This is a genomic window from Arthrobacter oryzae (assembly GCF_030718995.1).
GTDB lineage: Bacteria > Actinomycetota > Actinomycetes > Actinomycetales > Micrococcaceae > Arthrobacter > Arthrobacter oryzae_C.
This window is the reverse complement of record NZ_CP132204.1, coordinates 4,568,559-4,590,413: the sequence shown is the minus strand read 5'-3', so window position 1 is coordinate 4,590,413 and position 21,855 is coordinate 4,568,559. Positions and strand designations below refer to the sequence as shown.

The 21,855-nt window shown below is 67.0% G+C and carries 22 protein-coding genes; 17 read left to right on the top strand and 5 right to left on the bottom strand.

Features of this window, described 5'->3' with window-relative positions; translation table 11 throughout:
• Window positions 1-8: 8 nt before the first annotated feature.
• A complete protein-coding gene (locus Q8Z05_RS21160; RefSeq protein WP_305941470.1) occupies window positions 9-809 on the top strand; it encodes an alpha/beta hydrolase in 801 nt (266 codons plus the stop codon).
• A 48-nt stretch (window positions 810-857) separates the two neighbouring features.
• Here the strand turns inward: Q8Z05_RS21160 and Q8Z05_RS21155 are convergent, their stop codons facing one another.
• Window positions 858-2,114, bottom strand: a complete 1,257-nt coding sequence (locus Q8Z05_RS21155) for an AI-2E family transporter (RefSeq protein ID WP_371745992.1) — start codon at window positions 2,112-2,114, stop codon at window positions 858-860.
• A gap of 235 nt (window positions 2,115-2,349) precedes the next feature.
• On the opposite strand from Q8Z05_RS21155, the gene Q8Z05_RS21150 reads away from it, so the two are divergent.
• The 8 genes from Q8Z05_RS21150 to Q8Z05_RS21115 all read left to right on the top strand — a co-directional run bounded on the left by Q8Z05_RS21150 (window position 2,350) and on the right by Q8Z05_RS21115 (window position 11,979).
• Complete coding sequence (locus Q8Z05_RS21150; protein ID WP_305941468.1) at window positions 2,350-4,152, top strand: hypothetical protein; 1,803 nt, start codon at window positions 2,350-2,352, stop codon at window positions 4,150-4,152.
• Window positions 4,153-4,201: 49 nt separating this feature from the next.
• Window positions 4,202-5,236 (top strand): tetratricopeptide repeat protein, encoded by a 1,035-nt coding sequence (locus tag Q8Z05_RS21145; RefSeq protein WP_305941467.1) that lies wholly within the window; start codon window positions 4,202-4,204, stop codon window positions 5,234-5,236.
• On the top strand, window positions 5,236-6,336 hold the full coding sequence (locus tag Q8Z05_RS21140; protein WP_305941466.1) for an NADH:flavin oxidoreductase/NADH oxidase: 1,101 nt from the start codon (window positions 5,236-5,238) through the stop codon (window positions 6,334-6,336). Before Q8Z05_RS21145 ends, Q8Z05_RS21140 begins: the two co-directional genes overlap by 1 nt.
• Window positions 6,337-6,410: 74 nt before the next feature.
• Window positions 6,411-7,217, top strand: coding sequence for an ABC transporter ATP-binding protein (locus Q8Z05_RS21135; protein ID WP_305941465.1), 807 nt, complete (start codon window positions 6,411-6,413; stop codon window positions 7,215-7,217).
• Window positions 7,199-8,770 carry a transporter gene (locus tag Q8Z05_RS21130; protein ID WP_305941464.1) on the top strand — a complete coding sequence of 524 codons (1,572 nt, stop codon included), beginning with the start codon at window positions 7,199-7,201 and terminating at the stop codon, window positions 8,768-8,770. The genes Q8Z05_RS21135 and Q8Z05_RS21130 overlap by 19 nt, the downstream gene beginning before the upstream one ends.
• 61 nt (window positions 8,771-8,831) lie before the next feature.
• Window positions 8,832-9,614 (top strand): glucosamine-6-phosphate deaminase, encoded by a 783-nt coding sequence (nagB, locus tag Q8Z05_RS21125; RefSeq protein ID WP_305941463.1) that lies wholly within the window; start codon window positions 8,832-8,834, stop codon window positions 9,612-9,614.
• Window positions 9,615-9,652: 38 nt separating this feature from the next.
• Window positions 9,653-9,988 (top strand): DUF3039 domain-containing protein, encoded by a 336-nt coding sequence (locus tag Q8Z05_RS21120; RefSeq protein ID WP_305941462.1) that lies wholly within the window; start codon window positions 9,653-9,655, stop codon window positions 9,986-9,988.
• A gap of 215 nt (window positions 9,989-10,203) precedes the next feature.
• Window positions 10,204-11,979 (top strand): DEAD/DEAH box helicase, encoded by a 1,776-nt coding sequence (locus Q8Z05_RS21115; RefSeq protein ID WP_305941461.1) that lies wholly within the window; start codon window positions 10,204-10,206, stop codon window positions 11,977-11,979.
• A gap of 24 nt (window positions 11,980-12,003) precedes the next feature.
• On the opposite strand, the gene Q8Z05_RS21110 is transcribed toward Q8Z05_RS21115, so the two are convergent.
• Complete coding sequence (locus tag Q8Z05_RS21110; protein WP_305941460.1) at window positions 12,004-12,654, bottom strand: isochorismatase family protein; 651 nt, start codon at window positions 12,652-12,654, stop codon at window positions 12,004-12,006.
• Window positions 12,654-13,982, bottom strand: coding sequence for a nicotinate phosphoribosyltransferase (locus Q8Z05_RS21105; protein WP_305941459.1), 1,329 nt, complete (start codon window positions 13,980-13,982; stop codon window positions 12,654-12,656). Before Q8Z05_RS21105 ends, Q8Z05_RS21110 begins: the two co-directional genes overlap by 1 nt.
• A 94-nt stretch (window positions 13,983-14,076) precedes the next feature.
• On the opposite strand from Q8Z05_RS21105, the gene clpS reads away from it, so the two are divergent.
• The 6 genes from clpS (at window position 14,077) to rdgB (ending at window position 18,499) form a co-directional block, all read left to right on the top strand.
• Window positions 14,077-14,445: an ATP-dependent Clp protease adapter ClpS gene (clpS, locus tag Q8Z05_RS21100; RefSeq protein WP_028270073.1), complete on the top strand. Its 369-nt coding sequence runs from the start codon at window positions 14,077-14,079 to the stop codon at window positions 14,443-14,445.
• On the top strand, window positions 14,438-15,004 hold the full coding sequence (locus Q8Z05_RS21095) for a DUF2017 domain-containing protein (protein WP_305941458.1): 567 nt from the start codon (window positions 14,438-14,440) through the stop codon (window positions 15,002-15,004). The genes clpS and Q8Z05_RS21095 overlap by 8 nt, the downstream gene beginning before the upstream one ends.
• 94 nt (window positions 15,005-15,098) lie before the next feature.
• A complete protein-coding gene (gene murI, locus Q8Z05_RS21090) occupies window positions 15,099-16,154 on the top strand; it encodes a glutamate racemase (RefSeq protein ID WP_305941457.1) in 1,056 nt (351 codons plus the stop codon).
• Entirely contained in the window at window positions 16,151-16,948 is a 798-nt protein-coding gene (locus Q8Z05_RS21085) for an MBL fold metallo-hydrolase (protein ID WP_305941456.1), read from the top strand. Before murI ends, Q8Z05_RS21085 begins: the two co-directional genes overlap by 4 nt.
• A 109-nt stretch (window positions 16,949-17,057) precedes the next feature.
• Window positions 17,058-17,816, top strand: coding sequence for a ribonuclease PH (gene rph, locus Q8Z05_RS21080; protein ID WP_104172370.1), 759 nt, complete (start codon window positions 17,058-17,060; stop codon window positions 17,814-17,816).
• On the top strand, window positions 17,813-18,499 hold the full coding sequence (gene rdgB / locus Q8Z05_RS21075) for an RdgB/HAM1 family non-canonical purine NTP pyrophosphatase (RefSeq protein ID WP_305941455.1): 687 nt from the start codon (window positions 17,813-17,815) through the stop codon (window positions 18,497-18,499). The genes rph and rdgB overlap by 4 nt, the downstream gene beginning before the upstream one ends.
• 56 nt (window positions 18,500-18,555) lie before the next feature.
• Here rdgB and Q8Z05_RS21070 read toward each other — a convergent pair whose 3' ends face one another.
• Window positions 18,556-19,326 carry a VTT domain-containing protein gene (locus Q8Z05_RS21070; protein WP_305941454.1) on the bottom strand — a complete coding sequence of 257 codons (771 nt, stop codon included), beginning with the start codon at window positions 19,324-19,326 and terminating at the stop codon, window positions 18,556-18,558.
• A 140-nt stretch (window positions 19,327-19,466) separates the two neighbouring features.
• Here Q8Z05_RS21070 and Q8Z05_RS21065 point away from each other — a divergent pair, with 140 nt between their 5' ends.
• Window positions 19,467-20,483: an exonuclease domain-containing protein gene (locus Q8Z05_RS21065; protein WP_305941453.1), complete on the top strand. Its 1,017-nt coding sequence runs from the start codon at window positions 19,467-19,469 to the stop codon at window positions 20,481-20,483.
• A 117-nt stretch (window positions 20,484-20,600) separates the two neighbouring features.
• Window positions 20,601-20,963, top strand: coding sequence for a hypothetical protein (locus tag Q8Z05_RS21060; RefSeq protein WP_305941452.1), 363 nt, complete (start codon window positions 20,601-20,603; stop codon window positions 20,961-20,963).
• A 37-nt stretch (window positions 20,964-21,000) separates the two neighbouring features.
• Here Q8Z05_RS21060 and Q8Z05_RS21055 read toward each other — a convergent pair whose 3' ends face one another.
• Window positions 21,001-21,702: an alpha/beta fold hydrolase gene (locus tag Q8Z05_RS21055; protein WP_305941451.1), complete on the bottom strand. Its 702-nt coding sequence runs from the start codon at window positions 21,700-21,702 to the stop codon at window positions 21,001-21,003.
• Window positions 21,703-21,855: the final 153 nt, after the last annotated feature.

Below are 21,855 nucleotides of genomic sequence, written 5' to 3'. Positions count from 1 at the left end.
TGTTAGTCATGACTTTTGACCCGGCGTCGTTCGTTTTCAGCCAGCCTTCCGAAACAACCGCCATCCGGGCGTCGACAGTCCTTCCGGCGCGCCGGGAGAATGTGGAGTTGCAGACGGAGGACGGCCACGTCCTCGTCGGCGAGCTCGCCCTGCCGGAGTCGGGCGACGTTGCCGCCACGCTGATTACGCTCCATCCGCTGCCGACGCACGGCGGCTTCATGGATTCGCACGTGTACCGCAAGGCCTCGTACCGGTTGCCCGCCCTGGCCGGCGTGGCCGTCCTCAGGTTCAACACCCGGGGGACCAGTTCCCCCCGCGGCACGAGCGGAGGCCGCTTCGAAGAGGGAATCGGCGAACGGCTCGACGTTGAAGCTGCCGTCCGTTTTGCATCGTCCCGGAACCTGCCCAACCGCTGGCTGGTGGGCTGGTCGTTTGGCACGGAACTGGCACTGATGTACGGGGCGGCGGAGCCGGTGGCCTCACAGGTGGAAGGAGCCGTCCTGCTGTCGCCGCCGCTGCACCGTGCAACGGATGAACACCTCAAGGCGTGGGCAGCCGCGGGCAAGCCCCTGAAAGTACTGGTTCCCGAACATGATGATTACCTCCGGCCGGCTGCCGCCGCGGAGCGCTTCAGCCTGGTTCCGCAGGCTGAGGTTGTGGGGGTCGACGGCGCCAAGCACCTATGGGTGGGCGAGAAATATGCCGCCCGCGTACTGAACGAAATCGTCGACGAAGTCACGGAACGTGGCGCGGGTCCCGAGGGCCTGCCGCAGGAATGGAACGGGCCCGTAGCGTCGGCCGCCCCCTAGGCGCATCGGCCCGGCGGGTGTTGTGCCGGAGGCTGCAGCGTCCGCCAGCTAGTGCTTGTCCTGGCGGACGATGAAGATTTCCTTGACCAGCAGCATGACCGCCGCAGCGGTGGGAATCGCTATGAGGGCGCCAAGGACGCCCAGGAGGCTGCCGCCGGCGATCACGGAGATCACGGCCACGGCGCCGGGCACAGCCACCGCCTTCTGCATGATGCGGGGCGAGATGAAGTAGGCCTCGAACTGCAGGTAGGCGAAGTAGCAGATGGCGTAGACAACGGCGGTCTGCCAGCCGGCGGTCAGGGAGATCAGTGTCACGAGGACGCCTGCGATCATTCCGCCGACCAGGGGGATGAACGCCAGCAGGGCCACCACGAACGCCAGCAGGACGGCAAAGGGGACGCCGGCGATTGACATCACGATGAACGCGAAGGTCGCATTCAGCAGCGCCACGCAGGCCTGGCCGATGACATAGTTGCCGACGGAGCCGGTGATCTCCTCCGACAGTGCTTCCACCCGCTGCCGCCGGGAGCGCGGAGCCAGCCTGTAGCCCCACTTTTTCATGGCGGGAAGGGCCGCCAGGAAGTACAGGCTGAGCACGAGGACAATGAGCGTTCCGAAAAGGCCGTTGGCCACCGTGGAGCCGAAGCCGACCACCCCGCCGAAGATGCCGCCCATGGCGTCCGGATCGTTAACGAATTTTTCCAGCTCCTGCGTAATGCGCTCCCGAACGCCGAACTGGTCGTCCACGTTGCGGAAGAACTCCGAATTGATGAAGTCCGTGATCCACCGGGGCGCCTCCTCAACAATCTGGGTCACCTGCTGGACGATCGTGGGGATCAAGGTGGCAAAGAAGCCGGCGACGGCGGAGACCAGGACTGTCACTGACACCAGGATGCCGACGGGACGCGGCAGTTTGCGTCCCTCCAGCCAGCGCACCACCGGGTCCAGGCCCAGGGCGATGAAGAGCGCAGTCACAATCCAGAGCAGGAGCTGCGTGGTGTTGGACCCGATCCAGTAGACGAGCAAAGCCAGGCCGACGCCCACGGTGCCCATGAAGCCCATATATAGGGGATGCTGGGATGACATGCGGGGGCCGGGATGTCCGAAGCGGGTGCTGGTCTCCGTAACAGGCGTGGTGGAATCCTCGGCGGACTCCGGCGGCATTTCGAAACGGAGCCTGGGCTGCGCGCCGGGAAGGGGTGTCTGCAGCCTGCGCACCACCGCAGCGGCCAGGCCGGGCAGGAACGGTTTGCGCGGGTGCTGCGCACCCGCCGTCGCGCTTTCCCGGGCGCCGGATCCAGGCATTGTTTCCTGTTCCGGGGTGGACGAATCCGTGTGTTCAGTCACTGCGTTTTGGGGCCCTTTACCGTCCGTGGCGCCGCTGCTGCGGGGCCGTGTGATGATCATCGCAAACACTATCAGCAGGCCTGTCAGCGCCCTGTTTTCCCGGGGCCCCCGCCGCTTGCCCTAGGCTGTGAACCGAGCCCCGATCTGACTCCTTGGTAACAAAACGGTTACTATTGAAGGTAAACCCCCGCTGATGATAGGTATCCCTTTGCGTTTCAAGACTGCAGTTGCACTAGTGCTGCTCGGCCTCCTGACACTGCTGGCCGGCGTAGGACAGAAGACCATCTGGGCCCCGGCCGAGACCGTAACCGCCACGGCGCCCGCCGACGGCACCGCCGCTCCGCTGACCGTTATCGACCAGAAATTGCGGACCCTTCACGGGGGTACGGTCAAGATCAACGTCAAGGGCGAAGGCAGCTTCATGCTGGCGGCAGGCCGTCCCGATGACGTTGACGCCTGGGTTGGCAAGACAGCCCACAACACCGTCACCGGAGTATCCGAAGACAACAAGGCGCTTCAGCTGAACCATACTGACGGCGAAGCGGCCGCCCCGTCGCCCGCCGGCTCCGATCTGTGGGTCACCACCGAGAACGCCAGCGGCGAACTGAACTACACCTGGAGTGCTCCGGCAGACGGCGAGTGGTCGCTGCTGCTGGCCTCCGACGGCACCAAGCCGGCGCCGTCGTCCATCTCCATGACGTTCCCCAATGACACGTCCACGCCGTGGGCTGTGCCGTTGATGGTCCTTGGCGGCCTCCTGATGCTGGCCGGTCTGGCCCTGCTGGTGTTCAAGCCAAAGGGCGGCAAGCCTGCCGGAGACGGCGGGGACGAAACCGGCGAATCCATGAAGGACAAGCTTGTCCGCCGTGCCCGCGCAGCACGTCCGGCCGGTAAGCCGGTACCCGCTGGTCCCGCGCCTGTTGGAAAGCCCGTCGACAAGCAGCCCGGCACCGCCAATTCAAACGCCGCCTTCGCCCCCCGCCGGGCCGGCGTGGCGATGGTTGCGCTTGCCGCCACCATCGTGGCAGGAACCGGCGTGGCAGCCCAGGCAACCACGACGCCTGCCCCGTCGCCGTCCACCAGCGAAACTGCCGCGGCCGACACCGCCGCGGACTCGCCGGTGCTCCTCGATGCCCAGTTCCGCCGCATCCTGGAACAGGTCTCCAGCACCGTGGACGCGGGCGACGCCGCCAAGGACGCTGCGAAGCTTAAGTCACGCGTGGACCGCACCGAACTCGAGGTCCGCACACAGAACTACAAGATCCGCTCGCAGGTGGGCGCCTACGAGGCGCGCATGCCTGTCCGCGCCACCAAACTGCTGACAACGGTCGTGACCAGCAAGCGCGCGTGGCCCCGCTCGGTGCTTGCCGTCACCCAGGGTGAAGGCAATGTGGTGCCCCAGCTCCTGACCCTCGTGCAGAAGTCCCCGCGCGAGAACTACAAGCTCGTCGAAACCACCCCGCTGCAGCCGGGCACCACCTTCCCGGCCATCGGACGCACCGGCACCGAGACCCTGGCCGCCGACGACAAGTCGGGTCTGCTCTACAGCGGTGCCGAAGCCCTTGCCGGGCTGGGGGACCGCCTGACCAAGTCCGACTCGACGTTCAAGGACAAACTGGTGGAGGGCCAGTCCTCGCCGTACATCGCGGACACCCTGGCGTACCAGGCAGACGTGGCCAAGACCGGCGTCAACGGCAACTTCAGCTTCACGCATAAAGTAGTCCCCGAAGAGACCGTGGTGTTCCGCACCGCCGACGGCGGCGCCCTGGTACTCGGCCGCCTGAACTTCGCCTTCGACGGAACGCCCAAGGCCGAAGGTGACAAGCTGGCCATCGGAGACGACGCTGCGGTGCTGGCCGGCGGCAAGGAAACGAGCTCCGGCATGGTGCTCAACTTTGCCGAGTCCATGGCGGTGTACATCCCGCCGACCGGATCCAAGGACCCGATGAAGCTTGTGGCCGCCACCCGCGGGCTGGTCGGAGCCAGCTTCAAGTAGCCCGCACCGGGTATGACCGGCAGCGGCCGGAGTGGCTAGAGTGGAGGCTATGAGTTCGCCAGCCTCCCGACCAGTCCCTCCAGCCGCTGCCAGCCAGCTCAACCTGCGCGGCGCCGTCGACCTTTCCAGCCTCAAGCAGCGCCCCGCACCGCCGGCCGGCCAGTCACCCGCCGCGGGTCCCGGACAGCCTGCTCCGGGCCAGCCGGGCGGCGGTGCGACGGCAGGACCTGCCCAGGGAGTGTCTCCGGATACCGGCGGACAGCCCCTTCGGGTGGACGTTACTGAGGCGAACTTCCAACAGCTTGTTGAACTGTCCGCACAGGTTCCGGTCGTCTTCGGGCTGTGGGCAAGCTATTCGCCGGCCTCCGGTGAACTGCTCAACGTCCTTGAAGGCATTATCAACAGCTACGGCGGACGCCTTGTCCTGGGGGCCGCCGACATCGACGCCTTCCCGCAGCTTGCCCAGGCTTTCCAGGTCCAGGCCGTCCCCACCGCAGTGGCCGTGGTGAAGGGGCAGCCGGTGCCACTGTTCCAGGGTGGAGCCGACGAACAGCAGGTGCGCAACCTGCTGGATGAGCTGCTCAAGGTGGCTGCTGCGAACGGCGTCACCGGCAGCCTGGGCGGTGCCGGCGCAACCGCTGCCGAGCCCGAACCGGCCCCGCTGCCGCCGCTGCACCAGGCCGCCTACGATGCCATTGAAGCCGGCGACTTCGCCGCCGCGGCCGCAGCCTACCGGCAGGCACTGCTGGAAATGCCGGCGGATGCCGAGGCCAAGGCCGGACTCGCCCAGGTGGAGCTGATGGATCGCCTGCAATCCCTGACCGGTCCGGACGGCGACGCGCTGCGCCAGCTCGCTGCCGACCAGCCGGACAACCTTGAAGCCCAGCTGGGCGTGGCGGACCTGGACATCGCGGGCGGCCACATCGAGGACGCCCTGGGCCGGATCGTCAGCTTCATCGGCCGGAATTTCGGCCCGGAGCGCGAGACCGCCCGGGTACGCCTCCTTGAACTCTTCGAAGTGGTGGGCCCGTCCGACGAACGCGTCGCCAAGGCGCGGCAGGGGCTGGCACGGGTGCTGTTTTAATGCACTCGGCGCTCTTTTCGCCGCTGGAGCTGCGCTCCCTCACGCTCCGCCACCGCGGCTGGGTTTCGCCCATGTGCCAGTACAGCTGCGGCCCCGAGACCGGCGAAGGCGTGCCGCACGACTGGCACCTCATGCACCTGGGTTCCTTCGCCGCCGGGGGAGCGGCACTGATCCTCACCGAGGCGGCGGCGGTGAACGCGGCGGGCCGCATCAGCCCGCGTGACGCCGGCATTTACAACGACCAGCAGGCCGCGGCGTGGGAGCGGATTACGGCGTTCGTGCACCGTTACGGCGCCGCTGACGCCAAGATCGGCACCCAGTTGGCGCACGCCGGCCGGAAGGCCTCAACGTACTGGCCCTTTTCCGGCGAACGCGGCTCGGTCCCGGCGTCCGACGGCGGCTGGCAGACCGTGGGGCCCGGCACCGGGGCGTTTGACGGCTATGCCGCCCCCGCTGCCATGACAGCGGCGGAGATAGACGGCGTCATTGCAGACTTCGCTGCGGCCGCTGTTCGGGCCGTTGACGCGGGGTTCGACACGATCGAGATTCATGGCGCGCACGGCTACCTCCTGCACCAGTTCCAGAGCCCGCTCATCAACGACCGCACCGATGCCTGGGGCGGCGACGAGTCCGGACGGAACCGGCTGACGCTGGCCGTGGTGGACGCCGTGCGGAACGTCATCCCGGATTCGATGCCGCTGCTGCTGCGGATCTCCGCCTCGGACTGGGCCGAAGGCGGGATCGACGCCGCCGCGTCGGTCCGGCTGGCCGGCGCTGCAGCCGAGCACGGAGTGGACCTGGTGGACGTGTCCAGCGGCGGGGCCGTCGCACATCAGCAGATCCCGGCCGGCCCCGGCTACCAGACAGGTTTCGCGGCCAGGATCCGACGCGAGGCAGGAGTCCGGACCGGCACCGTGGGGCTCCTGACCGCTGCCGGGCAGGCAGAACACGCCGTTGCTACCGGCCAGGCTGACGGGGTCTTCATTGCCCGCGCGGCTCTCCGGGACCCGCACTGGTGGCTGCGCGCCGCCTTCGAACTCGGACACGAGCTTCCGTGGGCCCCGCAATACGAACGGGCCGTTCCCCGCCACTCTTTCTAGGAGTATCCCTTTCGGTAGGAAAGTAACTCTTTCGGAGGACCCTCCCCGCACGGGGAGAAGGCTACGCTGGCACCATGACTGAACCGCAACCCGGCCTGCACCCGTCCGCCGGCTCCCGGGACCACCCGGTTCCGGCGCTGTCCATCCGCGGCCTCGCCAAACGTTTCGGCGGGAAGATCGCTGTGGACGGCATCAGCATGGACGTTCCGGCCGGGTCCTTCTACGGGATAGTGGGTCCCAACGGCGCAGGGAAGACCACCACGCTCTCCATGGCCACGGGCCTGCTCCGGCCGGACTTCGGCACTGCCCTGGTGCACGGCACCGACGTCTGGGCACGGCCGCTCGAAGCCAAGAAGCTCATGGGCATCCTCACCGACGGCGTGCGGCTGTTCGACCGCCTGACGGGGGAGCAGCTGGTGAGCTATGCGGGCCTGCTGCGGGGGATGGACAAGGATGTGGTGTCCACCAGGGTGGCGGAGCTCCTGGCCGCGCTTGATCTGAGCGCCGACGCCGGAACCCTGGTGGTGGATTATTCAGCAGGAATGACCAAGAAGATCGCGCTTGCCTCCGCCCTCATCCATGCACCAAGGTTGCTGGTGCTGGATGAACCTTTCGAGTCGGTGGACCCGGTCTCCGCGGCCAACATCCGCGACATCCTGGACCGCTACGTTGAATCCGGCGGAACAGTGATTGTTTCCAGCCACGTCATGGACCTCGTACAGCGGATGTGCGACCACGTGGCCGTGGTGGCGGCAGGCAGGCTCCTGGCGGCCGGCACGGTGGCGGACGTCCGGGCCGGCGCGTCCCTGGAGGACCGCTTTGTCCAACTGGTGGGCGGCCGGAGCCAGACGGAAGGCCTGGAATGGTTGCGCACCTTCTAAGGCTCAAGCTGACGCTCCTGCGCAACAGCCTCCGGCGCAGCCCCTGGCAGCTGCTGGGGCTGATCATCGGCGGACTGTACGCCGTCGGGATAGCCGGTTTCTTCGGCGCGGCGCTGGTGCTGCTCCGGACTGCAGACCTGGAATTCGCCCACACCGTGGTGGTACTGGGCGGTTCGGCAGCCCTGCTGGGCTGGGGCGTGGTCCCTGTGATCGCGTCCTCGGCTGACATGACCCTGGATCCGGCCCGCTTCACCACGGCAGCGGTACCGATGCCGCAGCTGCTGACCGGCCTCGCCCTCGGTGGCTTGATCGGGATTCCCGGCATCGCCACACTCCTCGTAGCCCTGGCAACGGTGGGCACCTGGAGCAGGGGAGTGCCGGCCGTGGGGGCTGCCGCGGCGGGAGCCGTCCTGGGTGTGCTGACGTGCATCGTCCTTTCCAAGGTGGTGACGACGGCGACTGCCGGCCTGGCATCCTCCCGGAGGTTCAAGGACGTCAGTGCGCTCGCCTTCATGGTGCCGCTCATGCTGATGGGGCCGATCGTGGCGTTCGTGGTCCAGGGGACGGCGGGCTCGGCCGGCTTCCTGGCCGACCTTGCCAGGGTGCTGGCGTGGACCCCGGCCGGTGCCGCCTGGTCGCTGGGCGGAGATACCGCGGGGGGCCACTACGGTCCCGCCGCGGTGAAGCTCGTGATCGCGCTGGCCACCCTTGCGGGTCTCGCCTGGTGCTGGAAGATCCTCCTGCAGCGTGCGCTGGTCACGCCGCCCTATGCAGGGGGCGGCAGGAAGCGCGGCGGCCGGATGGGTCTCTTCGCGGTGCTGCCGGCCACGCCTACAGGCGCCATTACGGCCCGCGCCCTCACGTACTGGATCAGGGATCCCCGGTACTCAGGGTCCCTCGTGGTCATTCCGTTGCTGCCCGTCCTGATGTTCTTCCAGGCGAGCCAGACCGGCGACTACGATGCACTGTCAATCATCGGCCCGCTGGCCGCCTTCCTGCTGGCCTGGTCCATTTCCGCGGATGTGTCCTACGACAACACCGCGTTCGCCCTCCACCTCGCCAGCGGTGTGCGCGGCGTGCATGACAGGCTGGGGCGGGCACTGGCGTGCCTGGCGTTCGCCCTTCCGATCGTGCTGGTCTTCAGCGTCGGCCCGTTCTTCTTCACCGGGCAGTGGGAATGGCTGCCGGCGCTGCTCGGTCTGTCTCTTGGCGTCCTGTTCACCGGGCTGGGACTGGCATCCGTCATTTCGGCACGGTATACCGTGGCGGTCCCGCTCCCCGGCGACAGCCCGTTCAAGAAGCCGCCGGGCAACGTGGCCCAGACCATGGCGGTCCAGTTCGGCGGGATGGGCGTGCTGTTGGTCCTGGTGCTGCCGGAGGCGGCCCTGGTCCTCACACAGTCCATCACCGGGAATGCGGCGGCCGGATGGATCAACCTGGTGCTGGGCCCGGTCCTGGGCGTTGCCTTGTTCGTGACAGGGGTCCGCCTCGGCGGGAAATGGCTTGACGCGCGCGGCCCCGAATTGCTGGCACAACTCTCAGTCAACCGCTAGGCCTTGTCAGGGGCATGATCTGGGACATGATGGGACGAAATACGCGGAAAGGCGGTAGGCCATGGAAGTGGTAATTCTTCCGGGGAGCAAACAGATCGGGTCCCTGGCGGCAGACGCCGTCGAGGCCCTGCTGCGCCGAAAACCCGATGCGGTTCTCGGCCTTGCCACAGGATCCTCGCCGCTGCCGGTCTACGGCGAACTGGCCCGCCGGCAGGAGGAGGGCCGCCTCGACTTCAGCCGGGTCCGCGGGTTTACCCTGGACGAATATGTCGGACTGGAGCCGGGACATCCCCAGTGCTACCGCGAGGTCATCCGCCGGGAGTTCACGGACCGCGTGAATATTGCACCCGGGAACGTGTACAGTCCCGACGGCTCGGCGGCGGACATCCCCGCGGCCTGTCGGGCCTACGAGGACGCCATCAAGGACGCCGGAGGAGTTGACCTCCAACTTCTGGGAGTCGGCACGGACGGCCACATCGCATTCAACGAGCCCGGCTCGTCGCTCGCGTCGCGGACGCGGATCAAGAGCCTCATCGAGCAGACACGCCGGGACAACGCCCGGTTCTTCAACAGCATCCATGATGTTCCCCACCATGTGGTGACGCAGGGGCTCGGCACCATCCTGGACGCCAACCATGTGATCCTGCTTGCCACCGGCGCCCAGAAAGCGCAGGTTGTCCGGGACCTCGTTGAAGGGCCCGTTGCCGCCATCTGCCCGGCCTCTGTCCTGCAGCTGCACCCCCATGTCACGGTCCTGGTGGACGAGGCCGCCGCGTCCTCGCTCCGGCTGGCCGACTACTACCGCCACACCTATGACAACAAGCCTGCGTGGCAGGGCCTGTAGTTTGGTGCTCCGGTTTTTTGTCCGGCACAACGGCTAAGATGGATGCCATGACTAGCATGACGGACCCCCTCGAAAACGACCCGATGCGTGAGCTTTCCGGAGCAGGAACGTCCACTGCCACTATCGAGCGCGAGGAACTGCGCCAGGAAGTGGAACCCGGTGACCGGGAACGGTTCTCGCACTACGTGCGCAAAGAGAAGATCATGGAATCGGCCATGACGGGCGAGCCGGTCATCGCACTGTGCGGCAAGGTGTGGACCCCCGGCCGCGATCCGCAGAAGTTCCCGGTCTGCCCGCAGTGCAAAGAGGTCTACGAAGGCCTGCGCCCCGGCAAGGACGGCGGCAAGGGTTCCGACGGCGACTCCGCCAAATAGGGCCGTTTCACCGGGCGCCTGATTAACGGGGCGCCCGGCCCGTCCGGACGGGGCGGGGCAATACAACAACGGGGCGCAGATCTCTGCTGCGCGCGTCCCGTGACCACGATGATTTTATTGACCGGAGCGATGCGGCTCCTCCGGAACAGATTGGTGTTTATGTTTATGTGTCTTTCGCTCACGGCTGCCGCAATGCGGGGAATTGAGGGCTCTGCGTGACGGAGACACTCTTTGGCGGGCCAACGCTGCCGCCGGCGTACCCCGAACGGGCAGCGTGGGGAACCGCGCCGAAGCTCCGCGCGTGGCAGCAGGAAGCGCTCGACCGCTATTTTGCGTCCGGTCCCAGGGACTTCCTGGCGGTGGCGACGCCCGGGGCAGGCAAGACCACCTTCGCCCTGCGGGTGGCTTCGATGCTGATCGAAGCCGGCACCGTGAACCGCGTGACCATCGTGGCGCCCACGGATCACCTCAAGCGCCAGTGGGCTGATGCGGCGGCGCGCGTGGGCATCGCGATCGACCCCAACTTCAAGAACTCGGACGGGCAGCACGGCCGCGGCTTCATCGGCGTCGCGGTGACCTATGCCCAGGTGGCCAGCAAACCCATGCTGCACCGTGCGAAGACTGAAGCGGCCCGCACCTTGGTGATCCTCGACGAGATCCACCACGGCGGCGAAGCCCTGTCCTGGGGTGACGGGCTGCGCGAGGCCTTCGACCCGGCCGCGCGGCGGCTATCGCTTACGGGAACGCCGTTCCGCTCTGACACGTCTCCCATTCCGTTCGTGGAGTATGCCGAGGACCGGGACGGCATCCGCCGGTCCAAAGCCGACTACACCTACGGCTACGGCAACGCCCTCCGTGACCATGTGGTCCGCCCCGTGATGTTCATGGCGTACTCGGGACAGATGCGCTGGCGCACCAGCGGCGGGGAGGAGATGGCGGCTTCCCTTGGCGAGTCGGCCGTCACCAAGGACATCATCGCGCACGCCTGGCGGACAGCGCTCAACCCGGCCGGTGAGTGGATCCCGGCCGTCCTGGCCGGGGCGGACAAGCGCCTCAGTGAAGTCCGCCGCACCGTGCCCGACGCCGGCGGCCTGGTCATCGCCACCGATCACGAGGACGCCCGCGCCTACGCTGGCCAGCTGAAGAAAATCACCGGTGAATCTCCCACAGTGATCCTTTCCGATGACGCCAAGGCATCCAGCAAGATCGAAGAATTCACAGCCAGCGAGAAACGCTGGATGGTGGCCGTCCGCATGGTGTCCGAAGGCGTTGACGTCCCGCGGCTTTCGGTCGGGGTCTACGCCACGTCCACATCGACGCCCCTGTTCTTCGCCCAGGCCGTGGGCCGCTTCGTGCGTGCGCGGAAGCGGGGCGAAACGGCGTCGGTGTTCCTGCCGTCCGTTCCCCAGCTGACAGCGCTGGCGAACTCGATGGAGGCTGAGCGGGACCATGCCTTGGACCGGCCGGAGAAAGAGGACGGTGACGGCCTGTTCAATCCGGAGGACTCGCTCATGGATGAGGCCAACCGCGAGGAGAAGGCCTCGGACAGCCTCACCAAGGGCAAGTTCGAGGCCCTTGACTCGCAGGCGTCATTCGATCGCGTCCTGTTCGACGGCGGCGAGTTCGGCACGGGCGGCGACATCGGCTCCGATGATGAGCTGGACTTCCTGGGAATCCCGGGTCTCCTGGATGCCGAGCAGGTGGGCACCCTGCTGCGCCAGCGCCAGCACGAACAGCAGAGCCGCAAAAAGCTGAGGGCTCCGGAGAGTGCCCCGGCACCGGCCGTGCCGGACCACCGGATGCTGATGGAGCTGCGCAACGAACTGGCCAAGAACGTGGCTGCCTGGTCCGCGCGGACCGGAACGCCGCACGGGGTGGTGCACACGAAACTCCGCACCGTGTGCGGCGGGCCCCCGGTGGCGCAGGCCAACGAGGAGCAGCTGCAAGCAAGGCTCCGAAAGCTTCAGGACTGGTTTATCGGCCGTAAGTAGGAGCGGTTACCCGGCGGAGCCGGCTCAGGCGAGGTCCACCCCGCCGAGCTCCATTTCGGCGTAAGCGTCCTCCAGATCGGGGGCGATCCCGGCCGTCAGGTTCTTGACGACGGTCACGGAATAGCCGGCCTGGACGGCGTCCAGGGCAGTGGCCATCACGCAGTAATCGGTGGCAAGGCCCATGATCACCACGTCCTCCACATCGTGGCTCTGCAGCCAGTCATCCAGGCCGATCGCGTCCTCGTCGGCGAATGAACCGGCGGTGGAGGCCTCCGCGTCCTCCGGCAACTGAAGGGCGCCGGGTTTCCGGTCGCCGGTGGGCACCTCGTCCTCGGGTGCCAGGATGCCCTCGAAGCCGGAATAGGCGGCAGTGAACTGGCCCTTCCGGAAGTACGCCTGGATGTACTCGGTATCGAGGTCCGGATGCAGCTCGGCGCCGGGGGTGCCGGCAACGCAGTGCGGAGGCCAGCTGTCAACAAAGTCGGGGTTTTCGGAGAAATGGGGTCCGGGCTCGATGTGCCAGTCCTGCGTGGCCACGATGTGGTCGAACTGCCCGTGGTGGGCGTCCACATACTCGCTGATGGCGGCGGCCACTTCGGCCCCGCCCTTGACGGCCAGGGATCCGCCCTCGCAGAAATCGTTCTGCACATCAACAATGATCAGGGCGCGTGACATCAGTTCTCCTCGTAGACAGTCGGGATGGCCGGCTCGCCGCGTTGCAGCCGGTTGACGACGGCGGGCAGTTCAGCCATCGAATCCATGTGCCGCTGGCGGGCGCGGAAGACGCCCTCGGTCCCGGTCCAGCCGGGGAGCAATTCGCCGTTCTTGATGAATTGCTGCAGCAACTGGCGGTCGTTGCCGTCGTCTTCGGGGCGGTGGCCCACACCGACGATCTCCTGGGTGGCGACGCCCCGCTCATTGAGCTTGCGCAACGCATACTTCCGCCCGCCCTTGCTCGTCTTGTTTTTGGCGGCTTTGGCCACGGACACGAACTCCCCGGAATCGTCCGTGCGGGTGACGAGTTTGTAGACCATGCTCGCGGTGGGGGCCCCTGAACCGGTGACCAGCGATGTGCCCACCCCGTAGGAGTCAACCGGTGCCGACTGCAAGGCGGCGATGGCGTATTCATCCAGGTCCGAGGTGACCACGATCTTGGTGTTCTCATTGCCGAGGTCGTCCAGCAACTGCCGGACCCACTGGGCCTGTGCCACGAGGTCCCCGGAGTCCAGCCTGACCGCCCCCAGCTTGGGGCCCGCAAGGTCAACGGCCGTGCGGACGGCCGCTTCGACGTCGTACGTGTCCACCAGCAGCGACGTTCCGGCGCCGAGCGAGGCGATCTGCGCTTCGAACGCTTCCCGTTCGGTGTCGTGGAGAAGCGTAAAGGAGTGGGCAGCGGTGCCCACCGTCTTTATACCGTAGCGCCGTCCTGCCTCGAGGTTGGAGGTGCTGTCAAAGCCGGCGATCACGGCTGCACGCGCGGCAGCGGCCGCTGATTCCTCCTGGGTCCGCCGGGAGCCCATTTCGATGCAGGGCCGATTGCCGGCCGCGGTGATCATCCGGGACGCTGCGGAGGCGATGGCGCTGTCGTGATTGAGCACCGAGAGGATGTACGTCTCCAGGATGCAGGCCTCTGCGAACGTGGATTCCACAATCAGGATGGGGGAGTGAGGGAAGTATGCTTCGCCCTCCGCGTAACCCCAGATGTCGCCGGTGAAGCGGAATCCGGCCAGGTAGTCCAGGGTTTCGGCGTTAACCACTCCGGAGCTGCGCAGGAAGTCCAGCTCGGGTCCGCCGAACCGGAAGTCCGCGATACCCTCGAGCAGCCTGCCCGTACCGGCCACGATCCCGTAGCGGCGCCCGTCGGGGAGCCGGCGGGCGAACGCCTCAAACACCGACTTCCGGTGCGCGGCACCGGAGTGCAGCGCGGCCTGGAGCATGGTCAGCTCGTAATGGTCGGTGTACAAGGACGTGCGGGGATGGTCCCAGCCAGCAGAGGTACTCACGAATTCACTCTAGTCCCCACCGGCTCCCACGTCTCGCTTCGCTTCGCCGCGGGCCCTCGCCGGCGTGGGCCCATCATCGCCCTAGAATGGACAGATGACCTTAAGCGTTGCGCTCGGCCCTGACACCCAGGAGAGCACCCAGACCGGAACCGTGACGTCCACCGACGCCCTGACGGCCCCGGACATTCCCTGGAACCTGGTGATCTGGAACGATCCCGTCAACCTGATGAGCTACGTGAGCTACGTCTTCCAGAGCTACTTCGGCTATTCGGAGCCCAAGGCCAACAAGCTCATGATGGAGGTCCACAAGAAGGGGCGCTCCATCGTGGCGCACGGCAGCAAGGAGCAGGTGGAGCAGCACGCCGTCGCCATGCACGGCTTCGGCCTGTGGGCCACGGTGGAAAAAGCCACCGGCGGCGGCAAAGACGGCGGATCCGGCAAGGGCAAGGGCAAACGTGGCTAAGGCATTCAAATACGGGCTCAAGGGCATCACCGGCTACCTGGAACCTGCGGAACGGGAACTGCTGCGCAGCCTGATCGATGACGTCATCTCCATGCTCCAGCCGGCGGAAAGCGCCAGCGAAGATCCGCTGACCGCCCTGATCGGACTGGACATGAATGTCCAGGAACCGTCGGACCGGGCGCTCCGGCGGCTGCTGCCCAACGTGGCGAAGGACGACGACGCCGCCTCGCTGGAGTTCCGGCAGCTCACCGAACGCTCCCTGCGGGAGAACAAGATCGGCGCCCTGCGGGCCGCGGCACTGGGGCTGGACACGAACGAGCTGGTTCTTTCGCCCGCCGACGCCAGGCACTGGTCCCAGGCGCTCAATGACGTCCGGCTTGTCCTGGCCGAACGGCTCGACATCCGGGACGACGCCGACGCCGAACATGTCCACGCCATGCAGGACTGGTCCCAGGCGGAGGACGTGGAGAGCTACCTGGCGCTGGTGTACAACTTCACCACGTGGCTGCAGGAATCGCTGGTGCAGGCCATGCTGCAGTCCATGGAACCGAGCGCCTGACCGAACCGGTGCCCGCCGGTCCGGGCCACTCACGGCGCCGACGGCCTGCCGCGAAAGTGTGACCCATCCGACATGAGTCGGACGACACAATGTGATGGCCGCACCAACAGGGAAGCCCTATCCTCGAATAATCATGACTTCAGCATCGAGCATGGAACCGGCAGCGGGCGCTGTGGCGGATTCCCCAGCGATCAGCACGGACAGCAGCCCCGTGGGCTCGCGGCCCATCGGCATCTTCGACTCCGGCGTCGGCGGACTGACCGTGGCACGGTCCATCATCGACCAGCTGCCCAACGAATCGATCCTCTACGTGGGCGATACGGCCAACGGCCCCTACGGTCCGCTGCCCATCGCCGAGGTCCGCGCCAACGCCCTCGGGGTGATGGATGAGCTGGTCGATTCCGGCGTCAAGCTGCTGACCATCGCGTGCAACTCCGCCTCGGCCGCCGTCCTGCGCGATGCCCGTGAACGGTACACGGCGCGCTACGGGATTCCCGTCATCGAAGTGATCCAGCCGGCCGTCCGGCGGGCCGTCGCCGCCACCCGGAGCGGCCGGGTGGGCGTCATCGGGACTTCGGCAACAGTCGGCTCCCGCGCCTACGAGGACACGTTCGCCGCCGCCCCGGACCTGCAAATCACCTCCGTGGCCTGCCCGGCGTTCGTCAGCTACGTGGAGGCTGGCATCACCACGGGTCCGGAACTGCTGGCCGTGGCCCGGGAGTACCTCGAGCCGCTGCGCACCGCCGGCGTGGATACCGTTGTCCTCGGCTGCACGCACTACCCCCTGCTCACCGGTGTGATCTCCTATGTCATGGGCGAGGACGTCACCCTCGTCTCCAGCGCTGAGGAAACGGCCAAGGACGTTTACCGGGCGCTCGTATCGCACGATCTGCAGCGGACGGTCGAGGCGCCGCCCCAGCACCACTTCATCGCCACCGGCGAAGCAAGCCAGTTCGAAACCCTGGCCAGGCGCTTCCTGGGTCCCGAGGTGCTCAGCGTGCGGCACGTGGACCACGTCGCCGCCCAGTACCCCACGGGCAGCCTGGCAAAAATCACGCCGGAGATGATCGCCGCCGCGCAGGCCGGAGCTGCCCGGCCGCGGATTTCCAACTTCGTCGGCGGATCCGCGGCCGGAGGGTCACGCCTGTGAAACTGACCATTGTGGGCTGCACCGGTTCCTTCCCGGGGCCGGGCTCCCCGGCGTCGTGCTACCTGCTGACAGCCCACGACGGCGAGCGGACCTGGAAGATCGTGATGGACCTCGGCAGCGGGGCCCTCGGCGCGATCCAGCGGTACACGGACCTCGAGGACATCGACGCGATCTTCCTCACGCACCTGCACCCGGACCATTGCATGGACCTGTGCGGCCTCCACGTGGCCGTGCGCTGGAAGCCGGGCGGCTGGGGGCGTGACCGGATTCCGGTGTGGGGCCCTGCCGCCACGGCCGACCGGATGGCCACCGCCTACGGGCTGGAGCTGGACCCCGGCATGCACGAGGAATTCGACTTCACCAACTGGACTGAACGGCAGTCCGTCACCGTGGGGCCGTACACCGTGACCCCGTTTGCGGTGAACCACCCCGTGGAGGAGGCGTACGCCCTCCGCGTCGAGGTCACGGAACCGTCCGCCAACGGCCTGCCTGTCACCCGCGTTCTCACGTACTCGGGGGACACGGACTCGTGCGCCGGGCTGGAGGAGGCGGCCAAGGACGCCGACCTGTTCTTGTGCGAGGCCGCCTTCGAAGAAGGCCGCGACGACGCCATCAAGGACGTGCACCTGACCGGCAAACGCGCAGGTGAAGCCGCCGCGGCAGCCGGTGCCCGCCGGCTGCTGCTTACCCACATTCCGGTGTGGACCTCGCAGACCAAGGTGATGGCCGAAGCCAAGCCCGTGTTCAGCGGCGACGTCGCGGTTGCCGTGGCCGGCGTCCACTACACGGTCTAGCCCTGCCCGGTCCAGCACTGCTCAGTCTGAACGCTGCTCAGTCTGAACGCTGCGCGGTCTGAACGCTGCCCGGTCCGGGCACGCGGGCGCGGGTCGATAAGCTAAAGGCATGACTTCTGAAGCAATTGCCACCCCTGTGATCCGTGCCGACGGCCGTACCCCTGATCAGCTCCGCCCGATCAGCATCACCCGCGGCTGGTCCAAGCAGGCCGAGGGTTCGGCCCTGATCGAGTTCGGCAACACCCGGGTGCTGTGCACTGCCTCCCTGACCGAAGGGGTGCCGCGCTGGCTCAAGGGGGAGGGCCGTGGCTGGGTCACGGCCGAATACGCCATGCTTCCCCGCGCAACGAACACCCGCTCCGACCGGGAGTCCGTCAAAGGCAAAATCGGCGGACGGACCCACGAAATTTCCCGGCTGATCGGCCGCTCGCTCCGCTCCATCATCGACACCAAGGCGCTCGGCGAGAACACCATTGTGCTGGACTGCGATGTACTGCAGGCCGACGGCGGCACCCGCACCGCCGCCATCACCGGCGCCTACGTGGCGCTCGCCGAGGCCATCCGCTTTGCCCGCGAGAACAAGATGATCTCCAAGAACGCGCAGCCCCTCATTGATACGATCGCAGCCGTGTCCGTCGGCATTATCGACGGAATCCCCATGCTGGACCTCCCGTATGTCGAGGATGTCCGCGCCGAGACCGACATGAACGTTGTTGTCACCGGATCGGGCAAGTTCGTGGAGGTCCAGGGCACTGCCGAGGGCGCTCCGTTCGATCGCGACGAATTGAACCAGTTGCTGGACCTTGCCCTGCTGGGCACCGAGCAGCTTGCAGCCATCCAGCGCGAAACGCTGGCGGAGGCCCCGTGACCCGGCCCGCCGGGCCGCTGACGGAGGCCGCCGTTCCCGTCCTGGTCCTCGCGACGCACAATAAAGGCAAGCTCCGCGAACTGCGGGAGCTGCTGCGGGGACAGGTTCCAGGGCTCGACGTCGACACCCAGGTGGTGGACGCCGGTGCCGTCGGCGCGCCGGACGTGGCTGAGACCGGCGTGACGTTTGCGGAGAACTCCCTGCTGAAGGCACGCGCCGTGGCAGAAGCTACCGGGCTGGTGGCGATTGCCGATGATTCGGGCCTTTCGGTGGATGTCCTCGGCGGGGCACCCGGAATCTTTTCCGCCCGGTGGAGCGGCCGCCACGGTGACGATGCCGCCAACCTGCGGCTCCTGCTGGACCAGCTGTCGGATGTTCCTGACGAATACCGCGGCGCCGCCTTCGTCTGTGCCGCGGCACTTGCCGTGCCTGCCGCTGCAGCGGATGCCGGGCGCGAGGTGGTGGAGTACGGACAGCTGGAGGGATCGCTGCTCCGCGAACCCCGGGGCGAGGGAGGGTTCGGCTACGATCCCGTACTCCAGCCGAGCGGCCTGGACCGAAGCTGCGCCGAGTTGACCCCGGAGGAGAAGAACGCCATCAGCCACCGGGGACAGGCATTCAGGGCGCTGCTGCCGTCCATTGTCGAGGCGCTGGCGGAACGCCGCCCGCACGCCGGGTCATAAGCGGCCGGTTAAACACTGAGGGCGCCCCGCACAGCGGGGCGCCCTCAGTTTTACGGCTACATGTTGGTCTTGCGTTCTTCTTCCGGTTCGTGCTCTTCGATGAACTCGTCCACCACGTCCGTACCGAAGTGTGCGGCCTGGCGCTTCGCAGACAGCCCCCGCAGGACTTCGATCCCAATGGGGATCACCGAGACCAGCACGATGATGATGAAGATCACGTCCAGGTTGTCGCGGACCCACGGCACGCGGTCGCCCAGCAGGTAGCCGAGCAGCGTGACGCCGCCGCCCCAAAGCACGGCGCCGATGACGTTAAAAAGGAAGAACTTGCGCTTGCTCATTTGCGCGACGCCGACGATGACCGGCACGAAGGTGCGGATGATGGGAACGAAGCGGGCCAGGATCAGCGCCTTGCCGCCGTGCTTTTCGAAGAAGGCGTGGGCGCTTTCGACGTTTTCACGCTTGAACAACTTGGAATCCGGCTTGTTGAAGATGGCCGGACCGGCTTTGGAACCGATGAAGTAGCCGGTCTGGTTGCCAACGATGGCCGCAACGATGATCAGGGCGGAAAACAGCCAGATGTTGAACTTGATGGTGTCCGTGGCCACCAGCAGGCCGGCGGTAAACAACATGGAGTCGCCGGGGAGGAAGAACCCGACCAGCAGACCCGTCTCGGCGAAGATGATGCCGCAGACCAGCAGCACGACCCAGGGCGCAAGAGCCGGGTCGGCCAGGAAGATCTGCGGGTTGAGCCAGTCGGGGAGGAACGAGGCCAGGTGCGGCTGCACCGGTCCCGCACCGCCGAGGGTGGACACGGCAAAGTCACTCATCGCATGTAGGTTCACTCCTCAAGGTTACTGGACCCCCGGTGGTGGACCTGTCCCGCAGCGCGCTTGCGTGACCATCGACACCAGCGACAGGCGGACGTATGGTGCCGGGCCCCGACCCGGCCGGCGGTAAAGTTTGACCCGTGGGTTTGGACTTTACGGCGATCGACTTCGAGACAGCCAACGGCTTCCGCGGTTCGCCGTGCGCCGTTGGCCTGAGCAAGGTCCGCGGCGGGGTGGTGGTGGAGGAGGCCTCCTGGCTGATGCGCCCGCCCGAAAACCACGACCGGTTCGATTACCACAACGTGCGGATTCATGGCATCAGACCCGAGGATGTGGCCGGGCTCCCGCGCTTCGGCGAACTTTTTCCCGAGATCGGAGCGTTCATCGGCGGGGACGTCCTGGCCGCCCACAACGCGGCGTTCGATTTGGGGGTGATCCGGTCCGGACTGGAAGTGTCCGGTCTGCCGGGTCCGGCCTATGACTATGTGTGCACGGTGATGCTGTCCCGCCGGTGCTACTCGCTGGTCTCCAACTCGCTGCCTTATGCGGCCGAGGAAGCCGGCGTCCCGCTGGTCAACCACCACGACGCGGCCGCGGACGCAAGGGCGTGCGCGGGAATCCTGATCGACATCGCGAAGCGGAACGGCGCCGCCAGCGTCGCAGAACTCTACTTGTCCCTGGGACTTTCGCTGCCGCACCAACAGGCGTTTGATCCCGCCCGCGACGGACTTTCCAAGGCCACGCTCACCGCCCTGGGGGCGGCCGGCGGCGCAGTGGCCGGGGCGGCGCGGACCTTCAAACCCGGCTGGCCGGAGGAGGGGCCCAACCCCGCGCCGAATTCGGGCGCCGAGCCCGGCCATCCGCTGTTCGGCCAGACCGTCGTGTTCACCGGGGAGCTCGCCATGCCCCGGCCCGAAGCCAAGGTCCTGTCCGCGGAGTTTGGCGCACAGCCCGAAAGCAGGGTGACTGGCCGGACCACGGTGCTGGTGGTCGGCGACGGCTTTGTGGCCTCCGACCTGCGTTCCGGCCGCCTGACGGGCAAAGCCCGGCGGGTCCTCGAACTGCATGAGCGTGGCCAGCGCATCGAGGTGCTGTCCGAAGGCGAATTCCTGCAGATGGTGGGCGGGCAGGTGCCCGCAACCGCGTCCCTGGTCTAGGTCCCGGCGGCGGTCAGCGAAACACTGCGGAGAAGCGGTGTCCGGGGGCAGCGTCGAGCAAGGCGGGCATGAAGCGACTGCCCTGAGTTCCGGTTCCGGGCCTCCTATAATTCAGGCATGACAGAAGCCACGGACAACGTTGACCGTTTTTTCGACCGCTACGCCGCCGCGCTGCTGGCACGGGACGCGAAGGCAATCGCGGGAATGTATGCCGTTCCCTCCCTCATTCTGTTCCCCGGGCAGTCCGTCTCCGTCACTGACGCCAGCCAGACCGAGGCGTTCTTTGCGTCGTCGTGGGGACAATATGAGGGTATTGACTCAGTGGAGAAGAGAGTCGACATCATGGCTGAAGCACCGGGATTCGTCTGGGCAGATGTCACCTGGAGCTATGCCGGCGGCGAACCGCGGGAACGTTTTTGCTACCAGCTCGCCGAAAGGGCCGGCGGGTACCAGATCGCCGTCCTCACGCCGCTCGCGTAGCACGCCCTCTTGACGGCTCGCGTTTGACGGCCTGCGTTCACTGACGGTCGACGGCGGCGAGGATCGCCGCGCCGAGGTCGGCCGGCCTCGTGAACTGGGGCCAGTGTCCCGTGGGCAGGTCAACGTATTCCACGTCGCGGATGCGCGCGAGCTCCGCCACATAAGGGTGCCCGGCGTCGATCCACTCCTTCAGCACTGCCGAGGGGAACTCGCAGGCGATCACAGTGGCGGGAACGCCGTAGCGGCGCTCATCGTGAAGGTGCTGGGCGTCGTAAGCCACGCCCTTTGGCTCAGGGACGGCGCGCGCCCTGAACATGGCGCGCAAGCCGTCATCCAGGTCGGTCAGATCGGCATCTTCAAAGCCCTCCCAGGGCGGAAGCGGCACGTCGTCGCCGTCCGCCGGAAGTTCATCGTTAATGACGCCGCCCTCGCCCAACGGGCCGCTGTCCACATAGATGGCGCGCGCAATGCGGTCCGGCCGCGCATCAACGGCCCCGTGGATAATGGCGCCGCCGCCCGAATGCCCCACGAGGACCACCGGCTGATCGATGCCATCGACTGCCGCGACGACGGCGTTGATGTGGTCACGCAGGCCAATGCCGGCCCGCGGCGCGTCCCGGGCTTCAAGGCCGGGCAGCGTGAGCGGAACAGCGCGGTGGCCTGCGGCCACCAGCGGCGGCGTGACGTCGGACCATGACGAGGCGTCCAACCAGAATCCGGGAACCAGGATGATGTCCATGGAGGTACCCTACTCCGCGGGGCCGACAACGAAGGCCCTTCCCGACGCCAAGACGGCAAGCCTGTCCCGGGCCGGTGGCCGGCAGTAAAGTCGGAGTGGGCTCCTATTTCGTGGGCGATTGGACAAAGGGCAGCGAGATCCGATTCCTCGGCC

What these genes read in the sequence shown, in the direction of transcription:
- Q8Z05_RS21160 (WP_305941470.1), top strand. Translation starts at nt 9, where the DNA reads ATGACTTTTGACCCGGCGTCGTTCGTTTTCAGCCAGCCTTCCGAAACA.
- Q8Z05_RS21155 (WP_371745992.1), bottom strand. Translation starts at nt 2,114, where the DNA reads ATGCCTGGATCCGGCGCCCGGGAAAGCGCGACGGCGGGTGCGCAGCAC.
- Q8Z05_RS21150 (WP_305941468.1), top strand. Translation starts at nt 2,350, where the DNA reads ATGATAGGTATCCCTTTGCGTTTCAAGACTGCAGTTGCACTAGTGCTG.
- Q8Z05_RS21145 (WP_305941467.1), top strand. Translation starts at nt 4,202, where the DNA reads ATGAGTTCGCCAGCCTCCCGACCAGTCCCTCCAGCCGCTGCCAGCCAG.
- Q8Z05_RS21140 (WP_305941466.1), top strand. Translation starts at nt 5,236, where the DNA reads ATGCACTCGGCGCTCTTTTCGCCGCTGGAGCTGCGCTCCCTCACGCTC.
- Q8Z05_RS21135 (WP_305941465.1), top strand. Translation starts at nt 6,411, where the DNA reads ATGACTGAACCGCAACCCGGCCTGCACCCGTCCGCCGGCTCCCGGGAC.
- Q8Z05_RS21130 (WP_305941464.1), top strand. Translation starts at nt 7,199, where the DNA reads ATGGTTGCGCACCTTCTAAGGCTCAAGCTGACGCTCCTGCGCAACAGC.
- nagB (WP_305941463.1), top strand. Translation starts at nt 8,832, where the DNA reads ATGGAAGTGGTAATTCTTCCGGGGAGCAAACAGATCGGGTCCCTGGCG.
- Q8Z05_RS21120 (WP_305941462.1), top strand. Translation starts at nt 9,653, where the DNA reads ATGGATGCCATGACTAGCATGACGGACCCCCTCGAAAACGACCCGATG.
- Q8Z05_RS21110 (WP_305941460.1), bottom strand. Translation starts at nt 12,654, where the DNA reads ATGTCACGCGCCCTGATCATTGTTGATGTGCAGAACGATTTCTGCGAG.
- clpS (WP_028270073.1), top strand. Translation starts at nt 14,077, where the DNA reads ATGACCTTAAGCGTTGCGCTCGGCCCTGACACCCAGGAGAGCACCCAG.
- murI (WP_305941457.1), top strand. Translation starts at nt 15,099, where the DNA reads ATGGCCGCACCAACAGGGAAGCCCTATCCTCGAATAATCATGACTTCA.
- rph (WP_104172370.1), top strand. Translation starts at nt 17,058, where the DNA reads ATGACTTCTGAAGCAATTGCCACCCCTGTGATCCGTGCCGACGGCCGT.
- Q8Z05_RS21070 (WP_305941454.1), bottom strand. Translation starts at nt 19,326, where the DNA reads ATGAGTGACTTTGCCGTGTCCACCCTCGGCGGTGCGGGACCGGTGCAG.
- Q8Z05_RS21060 (WP_305941452.1), top strand. Translation starts at nt 20,601, where the DNA reads ATGACAGAAGCCACGGACAACGTTGACCGTTTTTTCGACCGCTACGCC.
- Q8Z05_RS21055 (WP_305941451.1), bottom strand. Translation starts at nt 21,702, where the DNA reads ATGGACATCATCCTGGTTCCCGGATTCTGGTTGGACGCCTCGTCATGG.